The following is a 16,208-nucleotide window of genomic DNA, read 5'->3' as shown; positions in this document are numbered from 1 at the left end:
TTCAGGAAATGCTGTCTATATGACGGGGCGGGGCGCGAAGCGGCGACGAAAGGTCAAAAATTTTTGATCAAACTCAAAGCGAAATACCATCGACCGGTTCCAGTCGATGGTCATCCTTGAACGAAATTACTGGCCGAAACGGCCTTCCAGGCGATAACGGGAGCCTGGATAGATCAGCCGAGCGCAGCCCACTTGCCGTTTGCCAGACCAGCTACGACGCCGGATGAGAAGACAAGGATCGGTGCGTTTGATGTGCAGCAGCTTGCACTCAGCTGGTGTTGCATGGATGGCCTCCACCATGTGCTCGGCCTCGGTCAGTGGCGCGAGCTGCATCAGATAGGCGAAGGGCGTGATCCGGGTGAAGTCCTGCTGGAGATAATCGGGTGCGATGTCGGCATTGACGAAACGTTCTTCGATTTGCACCGGAATATCGTTTTCGTAATGCACCAGCACGGAGTGGAACAGGTCCTGGACCTCATCCAGAGAGAAGGGCAGCGAGGCCGGCGTTTTACCTGCAAGCGCCTCAAGCAGCACCACGTCGCTGCGATGCTGATGACCACGCTTGGTGATCTCTTCGGCGATGTCGTGTATCTGGAAAAGCGCGGCATGGCCTTTGAGTTCCGCCACGAAAGTACCTACGCCTTGCAGGCGCACCAGCACGCCTTCGATGGTGAGTTCGCGCAACGCCCGATTGATGGTCATCCGGCTGACGCCGAGTTGATTGAACAGCTCGCTCTCGGAGGGCAGCTTGAAGTTCGGTCCCCAGACGCCGGTACGGATCTGCTGAAGGATGATGTCTTTGACTCTTGCATAGAGCGGGGCAGGGCTTTCCAGAGCGAAAGCGGCCAAAGATGCACGATCGTCAGAAGAGTGGGGCACTGTCTTTTCCTGGGTGATAAGTGGGGGCGAACGGGCACCAGTTTACCCTTTACTTCAAGGCGCTTGCTATGAACGACAGGATCGGCCAAGCCGGCTGTCCGGTGCCGCGAATTGATTTCGATCGGTTGGGCAAACCCGGTGCTCTATGTAAGACAACACAGCAAGGGGCATCCCATGAAAAAGAGAGGCGAGACGTACCGACAATGGTGCGATCCGATCCTGCATCATCAAACCCATGAGCAGACCCTCGACGATGGCACCTGCCTCGAGGTGCAGACGCGCTTGTCGCGCACCGGGGCGACACAGCTGTTCATCGGTGTCTACGACGCGGACGGCAATGTGGTGTGTGAACAGATATACGACCAGCGCCCCGGCGAGACCATGACTCGGGCCTTGATGTGGGGGGTGGGCCATGCCAGGCAGTTGGCCGTCCAAGGCGCGGAGGCGCAAGTGGGGCGGTCCGGCCTTGCAGCGAGGTCTAATACAGGAAGGTAGGAATGATTCATCTGGGGTGTGCGGGTTGGAGCTTGCCACGCGAGTACGCCGATGAGTTCGTGCAGTCTGGCAGCCACCTGCAGCGATACGCCGCGCGATTGAACGCAGTGGAAATCAACAGCTCGTTCTATCGCCCCCACCGGCCTGGCACATACGCACGCTGGGCATCGTCCGTGCCGGAAGACTTTCGCTTCGCGGTGAAACTTCCCAAGATCATCACTCATGACCAGCGCCTGCAAGGATGCACTGAGGTCCTCGATGAGTTCCTGGGGCAATGCGGGCAATTAGGCAGCCGCTTGGGTTGCTTGTTGGTGCAATTGCCGCCCTCGCTGAGGTACGACGTTGGCAGTGCCGGACGTTTCTTCGAAGCCTTGCGTGAGCGGTACAGCGGATCGATAGCGCTCGAGCCCAGGCACGTTAGCTGGCAGTTGGCACAGCCGCTGTTGATCGACCTGCAGATCGCGCAAGTAGCCGCCAGTCCCTCACGCTTTGAGACCGATGCCCGCCCTGGTGGTTGGCCAGGGCTGGTCTATTGGCGCCTTCATGGTGAGCCGCGGATCTACCACAGCGAATATCCCACGGCCTACCTGCAAAGCTTGGCCGAACAGTTGCAGCGTAGCCGTGCAGCCGGGATACCTACCTGGTGCATATTCGACAACACCGCGTCGGGTGCGGCATTGAGCAATGCGCTGACGCTTCAGGGCTTTCTGTGCTGAGGCTTCAAGGTGCATGGCCGGGCTTCGGGCCATCCCGTACCTGTCGATGGAAATCCACCCGCGAAGCATGCGACTCGGTCGCTGGCACCGGTGTTGCCGAAGTTCGCGGGTGGAGTCGCTCCCACAGGGCGCAACGGAACATGCACCAGCCTAGCCGCGTATGAAGGCCAGCAGGTCAGCGTTGATCGTCTCGGCGTGGGTGGTCGGCATCCCATGAGGGTAGCCGGCATAGAGCTTCAGCGTACTGTTCTGCAGCAGCTTGGCCGAGAGCACGCCGGCGTTCTCATAGGGCACGATCTGGTCATCGTCACCGTGCATCACCAGAACGGGAAGGGTGATGCGCTTGAGGTCTTCGGTGAAATCGGTTTGCGAGAACGCAACGATGCCATCGTAGTGAGCTTTGGCGCCGCCCATCATGCCCTGGCGCCACCAGTTGAGGATGATGCCTTGCGAAGGCTTCGCGCCCGGGCGGTTGTAGCCGTAGAACGGGCCTGCGGGGACGTCGTGGTAGAACTGCGCGCGGTTGGCGGCAAGTTGGGCCTGCAGGTCGTCGAAGACCGATTTGGGCAGGCCGCCTGGGTTGGCGTCGGTCTTGACCATCAACGGCGGCACCGCGCTGATGATGACCGCCTTGGACACGCGATCCTGCCCATGGCGGGCAATATAGTGCACGACCTCGCCGCCACCTGTGGAGTGGCCGACATGAACGGCGCCATGGGTACCAAGGTGATCGACCACCGCAGCCACATCATCGGCATAGTGGTCCATGTCATGGCCATCCCATACCTGGCTCGAGCGACCATGGCCGCGGCGGTCGTGCGCCACCACACGAAACCCTTGGGCCAGGAAGAACAGCATCTGGGCATCCCAGTCATCGGCACTGAGCGGCCAGCCATGGTGGAAATGGATGACCTGCGCATCGCGGGGACCCCAGTCTTTGTAGAAGATCTCAACGCCGTCTTTGGTTGTGACGTATCCCATGCTTGCATCTCCTGTGTAGGTGAAGTTCGGCACTGCCCATCAACTGTAGGATTAAAATTGAGATTGGGCTCGACTCGCTCGCGGAGGATGCGATGACAATTGATTGGATGGCCTTCACACCCTGGTCGGCCTTGGCCGGCGGCGCACTGATTGGGCTGGGGGCCGGCCTGTTCGTGGTCGCCAACGGTCGCATTGCAGGAATCAGCGGTTTGCTCAGCTCGGTGCTTGAGCGTCGGGCTGAGGGGCGTGGCGAGAAATTCGCGTTTCTCCTGGGCCTGCTGGCGGCGCCGTTGTTATGGATGCTGTTCTCGACGCTGCCACCCGCGCACTTCGCTTCGGCCCCGTGGGTACTGGCAACGGCCGGCCTGCTGGTCGGCTTGGGCACGCGCTATGGCAGTGGCTGCACCAGTGGCCATGGTGTTTGCGGTATTTCTCGACTGTCACCCCGTTCACTGGTGGCCACGCTGTGCTTCATGGCAACGGGCTTTCTCACGGTCTTTGTCGTTCGACATCTTCTACAAGGAAGCTGACATGTCCCGTATCAGTGGCTTTATCGCAGGGGTTCTGTTCGGCATGGGGTTGTTACTGGCGGGTATGGCCAATCCTGCCAAGGTGCTTGGGTTTCTCGACCTTGCCGGGCAGTGGGATCCCTCCCTGGGATTGGTGATGGTGGGCGCTATCGGTGTGGCGCTGCTGCCCATGGCCTGGGCACGCCGGCATGGCGTGGCGGTGCTGGGCGGCAAGATGCAACTGCCAGACCGGCGCGATGTAGACCGCCGGCTGGTCGGGGGCAGTCTGCTGTTTGGCGTCGGATGGGGGCTGGCGGGTGTCTGCCCTGGGCCGGCGCTGGTCCTGCTACCGGCCGGGTATTGGCAGGCTTGGTTGTTCGTTGTCGCGATGCTCGCCGGTATGGCGCTGTTCCAATGGATCGAAACGCATCGTCGTCATTGATGGGCGGATTAAACCTGTACCTTGCCGCAGGCCTATCCATATCGTGTCGAGCGACAACGGCCAGAGCCATGTTCAGGTAGTCCAAGACGTAATGGCGAACGTCCTAGGTGATGGCAGGACGCTGGGCATCGCTGCAGCCCTGTTCCAGGGCCATCAGTGCTGGCATGTCCAGAATCTCGACGAGGCGGCCGTGCAAGTCGGCGATACCCAGGGCACGCAAGCGGGCGACCGACCGGCAGATCGTTTCCAGGCGCAGTCCCAGGTAGGAGGCCATGTCTTCCCGCGACATGCGTAGCATGAAGCCATGAGCGGAATAGCCCCGGCTGACGAAGCGCTTGGACAAGCCCAGCAGGAAACTGGCAAGCCGCTCCTCGGCACTGAGGTTGCACAGCATCAGCACACGTTCGTGCTCGCGTACGATTTCCCGGCTCATCAAGCGATTCAGGCTTTGCTGCAGGACGGGAAAGTCCCGAGCCAGCGATTGCAACCGCCGGTAGGGAATAGGGCAGACTTCGCTGTCTTCAAGGGCGATGGCGTCACACACATGAAATTCAGTGGCAATGGCGTCGAGCCCTAGCACATCGCCTGGCATCCAGAAATTGATCACCACACCCAGGCCTTCGGCATTGTTCAGGCTTGTCTTGAAGCTGCCGCAGCGCACGGCATACAGGGTATCCAACGGTGCATTGGCATTGAACAGCGCAGCGCCTTTCTTGATGCGTATGCGTGGGCCCACCAGGCTACCCAGGCAACTGCTGTCGCTTACCGGCAGGCCGGTCGGCAGGCACAGCCCGCTGACCCGGCATTGCTGGCACGGGGACGCCAGCGGCTTGAGATGGATGGGGGTCGCCTTGGCTGCGGGGATGGGCTGCTCGAGCACCCGGACCCTGATCTGACTGGTCATTTCAGGCCCCCTTCACGCATCGCCCGAGCGATGGCATTGCCTTGGCGGACAGCTGCGCATGCCTGCCCGCCATCTGGTTCCAGATTGGGCTGTCGGCGAGCATGTCCAGCGAATGGGGGGCGTTGAGCCGGGCGGTGAGCCGTTCGACGAACTGTTCGGCCTCATCCGGCGTTCTGAAGCCTACGTGCCATTGATCCATGTGGACACACCAGCGGTGCTGATCGGCGTTTACCTCGATATAGACGTTCATCGGAACCTCCAGAGCGCGCGTGAGCAAGGACTTGCGTATCGATTCGTAGTGCGATGGCGTCCTGCCGACGGCCCTGAAGATCAGGGGGCATTGCACGATTGCTGTGGCTGTGGAGCTAGCGTGCGCCGCACATGCTTTGGAGCTTTGATCCGTGTCAAGTTCTTGGTTCGCCGTGGCAGCCGTTTGTCCGAGCCGTTCGAGTTGATAAACATCAAGTCGGGCAGGCGCCGGTGGCAGATGATCGAGGCACGCTTCCCCAACCGCAGAGGTGTGTCATGGACAATCAACGACTCTTGCTCATCGTGTCGCCCTTGATGCGTCGCACGCCGGTCTATGACCGAGCCGCCGCGCTGGCCAAGGCCAAGGGCATGCCCCTGCACATCGTGGCCTTCGACTATCTCGAAGGGCTTGCCACCGCGGGGATGGTCAACGACCAGGCCCTTGCCGTCATGCGCGATGGGTATGTGCGCCAACACCGTGAGTGGTTGGAAACCCAGGCACTGTCGATGCGGCGCAATGGCGTGACGGTCACCACCGAGGTGGTGTGGGTCCAGAATCCGCTGGACGAGATCCTGGTGCATCTGCGCGAGCAGAAATTCGCCATGCTCATCAAGGCGCTCGAGCACGAGCCGTGGTGGGTACGCGCGATGTTCACCTCGCTGGACATCCAGCTGCTGCGCGAAACCAGCATCCCCCTGCATCTGGTGAACAAGGCCAGTCATGCGCTGCCACGCAAGATACTGGCGGCGGTGGACCTGTCCCGGCCCGAAGATCAGGTCGAGGGGCTCAACGACCAGATCATCAGTGAAGCGCTCAAGCTGGCATTGCAATGCAACGCCCAAATCGACCTGCTGTACGTCTATGACCTGGGCTCGATGTATGTTGACGCCGGCGGTGGTCGCGAGCACTCGTTCCTGTTCGACACGAACCTGTTCAAGACCCTTCACGAAGCCCAGAGCGAGGCGTTCCAGGCGCTGGCCGAGCGCAATGGTATCGCCGCCGAGCACCGTCACATGCGCGTCGGCGATCCGGCCAAGGGCCTGGCGTTGTACATGCAGAACAACGACACCGACGTGCTGGTGATGGGCAGCTATCACCATCATGGTATTGGCTGGTTCATTGGCAGTACGGCAGAGCGGGTGCTGCACCGGCTCGATAGCAGCGTGCTGGTGATCTCGCCGGAGCGCTCCCGAGGCTGACATCCAAGGCCCGCAAGGGCCTTGTTTCAGGTTCTGAGATCCAGCTCGTGGAGGATCTCGCTGACATCGCCCCCCAGGTAACGTGAGGTGAAGCCCAGCGCCTTGGTCAGTCGGTGCATGGCATAGTTGTTTGCAAGGTCCCTGGACACCATGCAGTGATAGCCATTGCGCCGGGCCGCGTCGATCAGGTGCTTGAGCAGCAACCTGCCCAGGCCCTTGCGTTGCCATTGTTCGCTGACCGCGACTGCGCATTCGCAATTGTGGCTGCCGGGAATCCCTGCATAGCGGCTCACGCCGACCTGTCTGAGTTGGCCGTCCTCATGCGCAAGTGCCACGTATGCCATGCACCGGTGGTAGTCCACCGGCATCAGCCGTGCATCCAGGTTGGGCAAGCCGCGGCTGAGCCCGGCGATGAAGCGAAAGCGCCGTGACTCATAGGTGATCGTGCTGAGAAAGCGCTTGTCCCGTTCATGATCTTCATCGCGCAGTGGGCGGATCAGTACGACAGCGTCATCCGCAAGATGCTCCACCCAATGTTCCTCCACGTCCGGCTGCTTGGCGGGTTGCTTGTTCATGTCGCCTCCGATGATCCGGTCTATACCCTGCGAACCGTTGTACCGCGGTGGGCCGGTCCGGTTCTGACAATCGTCAAGTTCATGCGGGACAAGCGGTTTTCTGATCTGCATCAAGCGGCGAGGGGGCTGTTTACCGAAGATCAATTGCATCCCTACTCCTGCCGTGCAAGCCCGGAGGTCCGCCATGGGTCAGTATCGACAACTGCTGGTGCTGCTTACCGACATCGATCCGCATTCCTCAGCCCTGCGCAGGGCGCTTGCCTTGGCCCATGTCAGCGGTGCCAGCGTGCATGTACTGGGGCTGTTCGAACCCACTGAAGAGCACCTGCTGCGGGAGGAGCGACTGAACGAGGTGGATATCAAGCGCCAGTTCATCCACTACCGCGAGCGCCTCGCGCAGCTGGTCGACCGGCACCGGGCCAGCGGTGTCGCGTTGACGGTCGACAGCCTTCATGCCGAAGACATTCGCAGCCAGGCCATCGATTACCTGTGCGAAATGCAACCTGACGTGGTCATCAAGGACAGCGAAGCGTTGCCGGCCCTGGCGCGGCTGTTCGGCACGCCGCTGGACTGCGCGCTGATGCGTGGGTTCAAGGGAATGGTGCTATTCGTGCCAACGGCGGCGGTGTCGCTGCCCAAACGCATCATGGTTGCCGTGGACACCGCCTTCAGCGATACCCCTGAGGCCCAGGCGCTGTTCAATCACGGGCTGGTCCAGGCCGCGCAAGCGCTGGCCCTGCAGTGCGATGCGCAGCTGCACCTGCTGTCGGCGTACAACCTGGCGGGGGTGTTTGCCTCGGACATGAATGTGACCCAGGCGTGGATCGACGAAATGCGCAGCGCCCTCCAAGAGCCTTTCGACACCCTGGCCGATGCCGAAGGCGTCCCCCAGGATCGTCGGCTTTTCAAGGAAGGTGGGCCTGTGCAGGTCATTCGCGAGCAGGTGGCCGTGCTGGATACGGACGTGGTGGTCATGGGCGTCGTGCAGCCCAAGGGATTGGACAAGCTGCTGGGCGATACCACTGAACGCATCGTCAGCCGACCGCCTTGCAGTGTGCTGGCGGTTCATCCCCATGTGATCCAGACCTGGGAGCCGCAGCCATGCAACTGACCTTCCTAGGCGGTACCGGCACCGTGACCGGCAGCAAATTCCTGTTGACCCGCGACAGCACCCGCGTGCTGATCGACTGCGGGCTGTTCCAGGGCTACAAGCAGTTGCGCCTGCGCAACTGGGAGCCTTTGCCCGCCCCCCTGCGTGCGCTCGATGCCGTGGTGCTGACCCACGCTCACCTCGATCACAGTGGGTACCTCCCGGTGTTGGCACGCGAAGGGTATTGCGGGCCGATCTATGCGACGCCGGCTACCTGCGCCTTGGCCGAAATCCTGCTGCTCGACAGCGCCCGGTTGCAAGAAGAGCAGGCCGAGCACGCCAACCGGCATGGCTATTCCAAGCATTCACCGGCGCGCCCGCTCTATACCGAGCAGGATGCCAAGCGCGTACTGGCGCTGTTTCGCCCGGTAGAGTTGCACCACAGTACCGTGGTTGCCGAGGGCATGGAGCTTCTGTTGCGTACGGCCGGGCATATCTTGGGCGCTGCGTCCGTGCAGATCACCGCCGACGGCCAGCGATTGCTGTTTTCCGGCGACCTGGGGCGCCCGCAGGACCCGATCATGCACGCGCCCGAACTGGTCAGGACGGCAGATGTACTGCTGGTGGAGTCCACCTACGGGGATCGCAAGCATCCTGACGAATCCACCGAGCAGTACCTGGCCCAGGTCATCAACCAGACGCTCCTGCGCCATGGCATCACCTTGGTGCCATCCTTCGCCGTGGGCCGAGCCCAGCTACTGATGTACTACCTGTACAAGCTCAAACGCGACGGGCTGATACCGGACATTCCGGTCTATCTCAACAGCCCGATGGCGACCGATGCCACCGTCCTGTACCAGCAGTTCAGGGGCGAGCACCGCCTGTCACCGGCGGAGTGCGCTGCGATGTGCAGGGGCACACACATCATCCGCACCGTCGATGAGTCTCGGCGCCTGGACCAGCTGCGCGAGCCGGCGGTGATCATTGCCGCCAGCGGCATGGCGACCGGCGGGCGGGTACTGCATCACCTCAAGGCGCTGGCGCCCAATCCCCGCAACAGCATCCTGTTTTCGGGCTTCCAGGCCGGTGGTACACGCGGCGCCGATATCGTCGCCGGCGCGCACAGCGTGCGCGTGCATGGCGAAGATGTGTCCATCAGGGCGCAGGTGTACGCGATGGAGAATCTTTCGGCGCATGCCGATGCTGACGAAATCATGGAGTGGTTGCGCGGGTTCGCCCGACCGCCTCGCCAGACCTATGTCATCCATGGCGAGCCGCACGCGGCCGACACCTTGCGCCGGCGTATCAGCCTCGAACTCGGATGGCAGGTCTGCGTACCCGAACATCAGGAAACCGTTGCCATAGACCCTGTGCGCTAGCCAGGCGCGGGAGGCTGTCATGGATACACAAGCAAGGGCAAAACTCAAGGCATGGATGCAGCGGCCCAAGGGTAGTCTGGGTTGGGTCATGGCCATCGTCACCTGGGCGGTGGCCGCCTCTGCCTACCAGGCGTTGGGCCCGTCCTGGCGCCTGCCGATGCGTGATCCCGCGGTCTTGTTGACGTTACTGGTCTTGAGTATCGCGGTGGGATGGGCCGTGCAGCGCGGCGTGAGGCGCACGGTGGGCAAAGCCATTTTCGAAGGGCAGACCACCGGCTGGCAGGCCAGGCTCGCCTTCATCCGGGCGGTAGCCCGGGAGTCGAATGTGCTGCTGGGCGTGCTGGTGCTCTTGGCTGTGCTCGGCGCCAGCACGCTCTGGCTGGCAGGCCGCTCCGTGGAGCGTATCGTGGATAGATGCCAGGCCAACTTGCAGGCCCAGGTGCAGGCGCCCGAGGACGAGCCCCTCGCCACTCTGGTGGGCAGGCCGGTGTGCTCATGCCTGGCGCAGACCTTTCTGGACCGCAATGGCGTGATCCGACTGGCGTTGTTCGAGACACCCTTGCAGCAAGCGAGCACCCTCAAAGCCTTGACGCCGGCGGATGAGCGGCGCTGTCTGGCGCAGTTCGACTTGCTGCCCGAAGAGGCCGCCGAGGCGATGCCCTAGAGGCGCGATAGGCGATCGAATCAACAGGCGTCCGTCGCGACGCAGGAGGCTCCCATGACTCAGGATCTTGCACGGCAGACTACCTTTGCGAACCGCACCGAAGCCGGTCGAGCCCTGGTGGAGCCGCTGCGTGAATACACCAACAGGCCTGATGCGATCGTGCTCGCATTGCCCCGTGGTGGTGTGCCAGTGGCGTATGAAGTTGCCACGGCCCTCGGGCTTCGCCTGGACCTGCTGGTGGTGCGCAAGCTCGGCCTGCCTTCGCATCCGGAGTACGCCATAGGCGCCATTGCCAGCGGGGGCATCCGCATTCTCAATGACGATGCGCTCTGGGCGTATCCCATCGACCGCACCCGTTTCCAAACTGTGCTGGACCAGGAAACCCAGGAACTGCTGCGACGGGAAAAGAAATACCGGGGCAATCGCCCACCGCTGCAGCTCAAGGACCAAGTGGTAATCCTTATCGACGACGGCCTGGCCACAGGCGCCTCGATGATGGCCGCCGTTCAAGCGGTGCGGGCACAGGCGCCTTCGCGCATCGTGGTTGCGGTGCCGGTCTCGCCCCCGGATACGCTCGACGCCCTGTGCACAAAGGTGGATCAGGTCATTTGCCCGCTGGTGCCGGAGCGGATGGTCTCAGTCGGCTATTGGTACCTGGATTTTCCCCAGACCACCGACGAAGAAGTCCTGGCGCTCATGCACAAGGCAAGCTTGCGTGAGTCAACGTGAGACTGCCGGTCGTAGAGTTTCTCCTGCAAGCTGTTCGAAGGTGCGTTCATCAACGTCATCCCCCAGATGGATAGCTGAGGGCGGCCCTGAAGGGCCGCCGCGACACCGTTTCAGACCAGCGAGAGGCGATGGATGACTTGGCTGGCGTCATCCGGATCCCGGGTCGTGGTGAACCCCGCCGCTTTAGCAAGATCACGCATCGCTACGTTAGAGGCGGCATCGATCGAATACATCGCTCGCAGGCCTCTGCTGCGGGCATGGTCGATCAGATGTTTGAGCAGCAGACGGCCCAGACCGTGATGCTGCCAGCTGTCGAGGACCGTTACCGCGCATTCGCACTCGTCGTCCTTCTCGCAGGCGGCATAGCGGGAAATGCCCACTTCCTGCAGTTCGCCATCGACGTGGGCAAGCGCGACATAGGCGGCGTGCCGGTCCTGGTCGACATCCATCAGTTGGTTGAGCATTGCCTCGCCAGGCTCTTTGAGCTGGCACAGGAAGCGGAAATGACGCGATTCTGGGGATAGCCGTTCGATAAAGGCCTTTTCGCGCTGGCGGTCCTTGGGTTGCAAGGGCCTGATCAGCACATGGGTGCCATTGTCGAGTGCTTCGATCCAGTGCTCGCCGGAGGGCACGGGGAACGAGGGTGCGGTGTGCTTAGGGGTCATATCGGCGGTAGCCATGGCAATTTCCTCGTTTGCAAAAAAGGACGATGGAGATTCAGTTTCAACGTTCAGGCGTTGATCGACTTGATCGTTATCAAGTGCCCGGTTGCCGGTCATCGCAGCCGCTCGCGTCGAGGTCTATCCTCGGCTCAGGTAACCGTTGGGGTCACCGGAAACGATTGCCTGGCGCATGAGCATGACGAGGGCTCGCGGGCTTGTCTTGATCTTGCTCAGGTTCAGGCAGGGAGGCAGATGACCCTTGGTCGGCCATGGCGCATGGCTCAGACGAAGCAGCTAGTTTTTATATATGCCCTGCATGAGAAAGCGGAGGCATCGTCATGTCAGGCTCTGAAGATTTGGGGGCAAGGCCCCAGGTGAAGTGCCTTGCGTGCTCGTTGAGCCGCCTTTGCCTGCCCGCCAGCCTCAGTGCTGACGAAGTGGACAAGCTCGAGCACATCGTGCGCCGGAATCGCCCGCTAAAGAAGGGCGAGTACCTGTTCAAGGCCGATGAGCCCATGGATCACGTGTTTGCCCTGCGCTCAGGGGCCATCAAGAATTTCCTGCTCGACGCCGAAGGCAACGAGCGGGTCAGCGGATTCATCCTGCCGGGGGAAATGCTGGGCCTGGATGCCATCGGTGCCAGTCATTACCGAAGCTACGCCCTGGCGCTGGACATATCGCTGGTCTGCTCGATCAAGCTCGATCAACTGGTTGACCTGTCGGGGCAGATTCCAGGCTTGCGCTACCAGCTGTTGCACATGCTCAGCCTGGGGATCCAGGGCAAGGATGAACACCTGCGCTGCTGCCATGGGCGTGCCGACCAGCGCCTTGCGATATTCCTGCTGGGCATGTCGGCTCGGTATCACCAGCGAGGCCTACGTACCGACCTGTTCAGACTGCCCATGTCCCGAGGCGACATTGCCAATTACCTGGATCTGACGCTTGAAACCGTCAGCCGGCTGTTCAGCCGATTCACCCAGGCAGGGTTCATTGAATGCGTTGGTCGGGAAGTCCGGCTTGTCGACCAGCAAAGCCTGGTCAATCTCACCCGGGTGGAGGAGGCCGGTTGAGCATCGCGAGCACCCGGTCATAGCGTTGCACCGGGCCTTCCAGCGCAGATCGCCAGCGCTCTGCTTGGGGCGCCACTTGATCCGTACGTAGCCAGATACGCTGTGCAGGTACGCCGTGTTGCCAGCACAGACGGGCGGCTTGGCGGGCGATGTGCGCCGGCGCGCAGCAGTAGACGGTGTCGGGCTTGAAATGCGTCAGTTGATCTGCAAGTTGCGCCCATCCGCTGCAGCTGTTGCGGGGCAGGGGAGACAGCGTCGAGAGCCTGTGGAGACAATCATCGGGTAGCTGATCGTGGGGGAAGCCTTCGTGTGACAGTTGCACCTGCACCCAGGGCAGCCAGCAGAGGATTTCATCCAGGCAGCCAAGAAGCGCCAGGATCCCTTCTCCTCGGGTGATCGCCAGCAGCCGCGTACTGTGCAACGGAATCGGCCAAGCGCTGCCCAGCGGCCCTGAGTAATCGAGAACATCACCTGCCTGCCCCAATGCTTGGGTGCGATGCGTGGTCACGGTGAAGCGCCTGGCCATGCCTGGCAGGCTGACGTAGCTGCATGACAGGTCAACGCCTTGGCTGCCCAGCAGGCAGTACTGGCCCGGCATCGCTTCCGTGAGCTGCGAGCCGCACAGCTCCAGGCGCAAGCATTGCTGGATGCCTGGGCCCGGTAACACTTCCAGTAACCGGACACCTCCGCTGTCTTCCCGCCTCATACGCGCCTCGAACGTGCAAGCGTTACGTGCTTGCTTCAGGCTAGGCCTCTGCCACAGGCGCACTTTGATCAGGGTCAAACCGGCATCCTCGGGCTTCCTTCAGCCGATGACGCATCGCTACTTGGCCTTCCAGTACTTCTGCATCTCCAGGAACAGGAACGATGCCGTCCAGGTGATCAACACCAGGCCTGTCAGCGCTTGCAGGCCTGTGAGGTACTTGAGATTGCCCGTGGGGGCGATGTCGCCGAAGCCGATGGTGGTGTAGGTGGTGAAGGAGAAGTACACGCAGTCCATGAACGTGCCGTCGAAATTGCCACTGAACGAGCCCCAGCCTTCGGCATTGGCCATCAGGTAGTAGGCCAGGGCGAAGCACCACACCTCCAATGCGTGGGCTAGCAGCGCCCCGAACACACCGACCACGATCCGGAAGCGGCTCCATAGCTTCAGCCGTGGCAGCCAGTCGTTCAGGCGCAGAAGGCATTCGTAGTGAATGATCACCACAAGAATCACGACCAGTGTGTTGATCAGCGTGACGGTGAACATGGCAGGCACCCTGGCCGAAATCGGGTGATTATTTTGCAGTGCCGATCAATGGGCATGCCACAGGCTCCTTGAGCTGCGGCTGCAGGGCGGGAAACTCCTCGGGCGTGATGGTTTCTTTGGCCAGCAGCAAGCGCGCGCCTGCGTCCAGATCGGCACGGCGTTGCTCGAGCAATGCCTGGGCTCGCTTGTAGGCCTGCTCGAGCAGCTCACGAATGCCAAGGTCGATTTCCCGCGCCGTTTGCTCGGAGTAATCCTTGTGCTCCTGACGCAACAGGGCGTCTCCAAGGTAACTGGCCTGCTGGCGCTCCAGCACTGCCTGGCCCAATTCAGGGCTCATGCCGAACCGGGTGATCAGCTGTCGGGCAATATCGGTGGCGCGGCCCAGGTCATCGGCGGCCCCGGTGGACACCTGGCCGAATGCCAGGCTTTCGGCCGCACGGCCTGCCATCAGCACCACGATACGGTCTCTGAGCATCTGCCCGCTGATCAGGAAGCGGTCGTCCGTCGGCCTTTGCAGGGTATAGCCCAGCGAGCCCGCGGCCCGTGGGATGATCGACACCTTGTGGACCGGGTCCATCGCCGGCAGGCTGCTGGCGGCCAGGGCATGGCCCATTTCGTGATACGCCACGACCTGGCGCTCGTCTTCACGCAGCACGGTGCTCTTGCGCTCTACCCCAGCGACCAGGCGCTCGACCGCCTCGGTGAAGTCCTCCAGTTCGACCCACTGACTGGCGCGCCGGGTGGCGACGATGGCCGCCTCGTTGACCAGGTTGGCCAGGTCGGCGCCGGTCAGGCCAGGCGTGATATCGGCGATGCGTTCGCAATCCAGGTCGTTCTTGTAGACGATCTTGTGCAGGTGCACTTTCAGGATCGCCAGGCGGCCCTTGCGATCGGGCCGGTCTATCAAGATCTGCCGGTCGAATCGTCCCGCGCGCAGCAACGCCGGGTCCAACACCTCGGGGCGATTGGTGGCTGCCAGCAGCACGACGCCTTCGCGCGGATCGAAGCCGTCCAGTTCGGCCAGCAGTTGGTTCAGCGTCTGCTCCTTCTCGTCATTGCCACCCAGGTTGCCGATACCGCGCATCTTGCCCAGGGCGTCCAGCTCATCGATGAAAATGATGCACGGTGCCGCGTGTCGAGCCTGGTCGAACAGGTCGCGCACTCGGGCGGCGCCCACGCCCACGAACATTTCCACGAACTCCGATCCGGAGATCGAGAAGAAGGGGACTCCCGCCTCTCCGGCGATTGCCTTGGCCACCAAGGTCTTGCCGGTTCCGGGGGGACCGACCAGCAAGGTGCCTTTGGGGACGTGGGCCCCCAGGCGTGCGTACCAGGCCTGGTTTTTCAGGAACGAGACGATTTCGATCAGTTCATCCTTGACGTCATCGATCCCGGCAACATCGGCGAAGGTGACCTTGATGTCCCGCTGGGCATAGACCCGCGCACGGGACTTGCCGACACTCATCAAGCCCCCCAGCCCCTGCTTTTCCCCAAACCCACGGAAGATGAAGAACCAGGCGCCGAGCATGACCATCAACGGCAGTAACCAGCCCGCCAAGTCCGCGACCGTGTTGTCTTCTGCCAGACCGGTGAAGGCGACCCCGGACTGGCTGAGCTGCGCCGACAGCGCCGGATCGACGCGGACGGTGGAAAACCGTTCGCGCCCATCGATGGGTTCCTGCAGCCTGCCCTGGATACGATTGCGCTTGATTTGCAGATCACTGACTTTTTGCTGTTCGAGCAGTTGCAGGAACTGGCTGTAAGGGAGGGTTGCGACAGCCGAGCGGTCGAACAGACTGAACAGCAGGGCGGTGAGCAGCGCGATCGCGATCGCCAGGTAATACAGTTTCGATGGCTGATCTTTATTCATGGCCGCAGTTCCTCGAGACGATCACTGGACGGGCCTCGTGCCACGCATTCTATGAAGCGCTTCAGGCGATCAGCAGACAATCGTCGACCTTCCTCACGCCGGGCACCGCCCCCTGAAAGCGTGACGACGCCATTGCCTTTAGTCCTTGTTTTTACCCGTCGATGGCCTGGCGCGATTGACAAAGGTCAAGATCGACGTGCTGCCCACGCCGCAGGAGCTTGATAAATGTCAGGCCGCTGCCCGATGCGCTACGGATACTCAAGTCATCTTAGGCACCTGCGAGGGCATGGACATGCGACGCTATCTGCTTATCGGGTTGTCGATCGTGCTGGTATCCGTTTCAGGCTGCAGTCCTTGGCGCGCCGAGGAAATCGATGCGCGCCTGGAGTCGGCGGAGAACAACGCCGCCACCGCAAGGCTGCGCGCTGACGAGGTCTGCTACCGGATCGATCTGGTCGAGCAGACTGCCAACCAGGCGCTGCGCATCGCGACCCAGACCCAGCAAGAGGTCCAACGGTTGCAGCGGCAGGCCAAACAGAAGTAAC

20 protein-coding genes are annotated in these 16,208 nt (G+C 61.9%); 11 read left to right on the top strand and 9 right to left on the bottom strand.

The window, feature by feature from the left end:
* Positions 1 to 126: 126 nt before the first annotated feature.
* Positions 127 to 879, bottom strand: coding sequence for a histidine utilization repressor (gene hutC, locus AB1N67_RS14560; RefSeq protein WP_043209069.1), 753 nt, complete (start codon positions 877 to 879; stop codon positions 127 to 129).
* 174 nt (positions 880 to 1,053) lie between these two features.
* Here hutC and AB1N67_RS14555 point away from each other — a divergent pair, with 174 nt between their 5' ends.
* Together AB1N67_RS14555 and AB1N67_RS14550 are read left to right on the top strand one after the other, a co-directional pair.
* The gene (locus tag AB1N67_RS14555; RefSeq protein WP_090344593.1) at positions 1,054 to 1,374 is read left to right on the top strand and encodes a hypothetical protein; all 321 of its coding nucleotides are present in this window, start codon (positions 1,054 to 1,056) and stop codon (positions 1,372 to 1,374) included.
* Positions 1,375 to 1,376: 2 nt separating this feature from the next.
* On the top strand, positions 1,377 to 2,090 hold the full coding sequence (locus tag AB1N67_RS14550) for a DUF72 domain-containing protein (RefSeq protein ID WP_043209065.1): 714 nt from the start codon (positions 1,377 to 1,379) through the stop codon (positions 2,088 to 2,090).
* A 150-nt stretch (positions 2,091 to 2,240) separates the two neighbouring features.
* On the opposite strand, the gene AB1N67_RS14545 is transcribed toward AB1N67_RS14550, so the two are convergent.
* On the bottom strand, positions 2,241 to 3,071 hold the full coding sequence (locus tag AB1N67_RS14545; protein ID WP_043209063.1) for an alpha/beta fold hydrolase: 831 nt from the start codon (positions 3,069 to 3,071) through the stop codon (positions 2,241 to 2,243).
* A 92-nt stretch (positions 3,072 to 3,163) separates the two neighbouring features.
* On the opposite strand from AB1N67_RS14545, the gene AB1N67_RS14540 reads away from it, so the two are divergent.
* Both AB1N67_RS14540 and AB1N67_RS14535 read left to right on the top strand, forming a co-directional pair.
* Complete coding sequence (locus AB1N67_RS14540; protein ID WP_182942857.1) at positions 3,164 to 3,601, top strand: YeeE/YedE family protein; 438 nt, start codon at positions 3,164 to 3,166, stop codon at positions 3,599 to 3,601.
* A gap of 1 nt (position 3,602) precedes the next feature.
* Positions 3,603 to 4,022, top strand: coding sequence for a DUF6691 family protein (locus tag AB1N67_RS14535; protein ID WP_090344601.1), 420 nt, complete (start codon positions 3,603 to 3,605; stop codon positions 4,020 to 4,022).
* Positions 4,023 to 4,125: 103 nt separating this feature from the next.
* Here AB1N67_RS14535 and AB1N67_RS14530 read toward each other — a convergent pair whose 3' ends face one another.
* Positions 4,126 to 4,926 carry a helix-turn-helix domain-containing protein gene (locus AB1N67_RS14530; RefSeq protein ID WP_197852970.1) on the bottom strand — a complete coding sequence of 267 codons (801 nt, stop codon included), beginning with the start codon at positions 4,924 to 4,926 and terminating at the stop codon, positions 4,126 to 4,128.
* Between the two features lies 1 nt (position 4,927).
* A complete protein-coding gene (locus tag AB1N67_RS14525) occupies positions 4,928 to 5,176 on the bottom strand; it encodes a hypothetical protein (RefSeq protein WP_043209053.1) in 249 nt (82 codons plus the stop codon).
* A 275-nt stretch (positions 5,177 to 5,451) separates the two neighbouring features.
* Between AB1N67_RS14525 and AB1N67_RS14520 the strand changes: the two genes are divergently transcribed.
* Positions 5,452 to 6,375 carry a universal stress protein gene (locus tag AB1N67_RS14520; protein ID WP_102081461.1) on the top strand — a complete coding sequence of 308 codons (924 nt, stop codon included), beginning with the start codon at positions 5,452 to 5,454 and terminating at the stop codon, positions 6,373 to 6,375.
* Between the two features lie 26 nt (positions 6,376 to 6,401).
* Here the strand turns inward: AB1N67_RS14520 and AB1N67_RS14515 are convergent, their stop codons facing one another.
* On the bottom strand, positions 6,402 to 6,950 hold the full coding sequence (locus AB1N67_RS14515) for a GNAT family N-acetyltransferase (RefSeq protein WP_253132218.1): 549 nt from the start codon (positions 6,948 to 6,950) through the stop codon (positions 6,402 to 6,404).
* Between the two features lie 184 nt (positions 6,951 to 7,134).
* Between AB1N67_RS14515 and AB1N67_RS14510 the strand changes: the two genes are divergently transcribed.
* From AB1N67_RS14510 to AB1N67_RS14495, 4 genes are read left to right on the top strand one after another with little or no spacing between them, the layout of a single operon-like run.
* A complete protein-coding gene (locus tag AB1N67_RS14510) occupies positions 7,135 to 8,061 on the top strand; it encodes a universal stress protein (RefSeq protein WP_367863101.1) in 927 nt (308 codons plus the stop codon).
* Entirely contained in the window at positions 8,052 to 9,419 is a 1,368-nt protein-coding gene (locus tag AB1N67_RS14505) for an MBL fold metallo-hydrolase RNA specificity domain-containing protein (RefSeq protein ID WP_090344609.1), read from the top strand. Before AB1N67_RS14510 ends, AB1N67_RS14505 begins: the two co-directional genes overlap by 10 nt.
* A 19-nt stretch (positions 9,420 to 9,438) precedes the next feature.
* Positions 9,439 to 10,083, top strand: a complete 645-nt coding sequence (locus tag AB1N67_RS14500) for a hypothetical protein (RefSeq protein ID WP_367863100.1) — start codon at positions 9,439 to 9,441, stop codon at positions 10,081 to 10,083.
* A 54-nt stretch (positions 10,084 to 10,137) separates the two neighbouring features.
* On the top strand, positions 10,138 to 10,812 hold the full coding sequence (locus AB1N67_RS14495; protein ID WP_367863099.1) for a phosphoribosyltransferase: 675 nt from the start codon (positions 10,138 to 10,140) through the stop codon (positions 10,810 to 10,812).
* A 110-nt stretch (positions 10,813 to 10,922) separates the two neighbouring features.
* Here AB1N67_RS14495 and AB1N67_RS14490 read toward each other — a convergent pair whose 3' ends face one another.
* Positions 10,923 to 11,492: a GNAT family N-acetyltransferase gene (locus tag AB1N67_RS14490; protein ID WP_043209041.1), complete on the bottom strand. Its 570-nt coding sequence runs from the start codon at positions 11,490 to 11,492 to the stop codon at positions 10,923 to 10,925.
* A 320-nt stretch (positions 11,493 to 11,812) separates the two neighbouring features.
* Between AB1N67_RS14490 and fnr the strand changes: the two genes are divergently transcribed.
* Positions 11,813 to 12,544: a fumarate/nitrate reduction transcriptional regulator Fnr gene (fnr, locus tag AB1N67_RS14485; protein WP_070571237.1), complete on the top strand. Its 732-nt coding sequence runs from the start codon at positions 11,813 to 11,815 to the stop codon at positions 12,542 to 12,544.
* Here the strand turns inward: fnr and AB1N67_RS14480 are convergent.
* The 3 genes from AB1N67_RS14480 to ftsH are packed head-to-tail and all read right to left on the bottom strand — an operon-like array spanning position 12,519 to position 15,663.
* A complete protein-coding gene (locus AB1N67_RS14480; protein WP_232095186.1) occupies positions 12,519 to 13,328 on the bottom strand; it encodes a hypothetical protein in 810 nt (269 codons plus the stop codon). The genes fnr and AB1N67_RS14480 overlap by 26 nt on opposite strands.
* 39 nt (positions 13,329 to 13,367) lie before the next feature.
* Positions 13,368 to 13,793, bottom strand: a complete 426-nt coding sequence (locus AB1N67_RS14475) for a potassium channel family protein (RefSeq protein ID WP_043209039.1) — start codon at positions 13,791 to 13,793, stop codon at positions 13,368 to 13,370.
* A gap of 28 nt (positions 13,794 to 13,821) precedes the next feature.
* The gene (gene ftsH, locus AB1N67_RS14470) at positions 13,822 to 15,663 is read right to left on the bottom strand and encodes an ATP-dependent zinc metalloprotease FtsH (protein ID WP_090344612.1); all 1,842 of its coding nucleotides are present in this window, start codon (positions 15,661 to 15,663) and stop codon (positions 13,822 to 13,824) included.
* Positions 15,664 to 15,955: 292 nt separating this feature from the next.
* Between ftsH and AB1N67_RS14465 the strand changes: the two genes are divergently transcribed.
* The gene (locus tag AB1N67_RS14465) at positions 15,956 to 16,207 is read left to right on the top strand and encodes an Lpp/OprI family alanine-zipper lipoprotein (RefSeq protein WP_043209082.1); all 252 of its coding nucleotides are present in this window, start codon (positions 15,956 to 15,958) and stop codon (positions 16,205 to 16,207) included.
* Position 16,208: the final 1 nt, after the last annotated feature.

Source organism: Pseudomonas guariconensis (genome assembly GCF_040822035.1).
Taxonomy (GTDB): domain Bacteria; phylum Pseudomonadota; class Gammaproteobacteria; order Pseudomonadales; family Pseudomonadaceae; genus Aquipseudomonas; species Aquipseudomonas guariconensis.
This window is presented reverse-complemented; position numbering and strand designations above follow the sequence as displayed.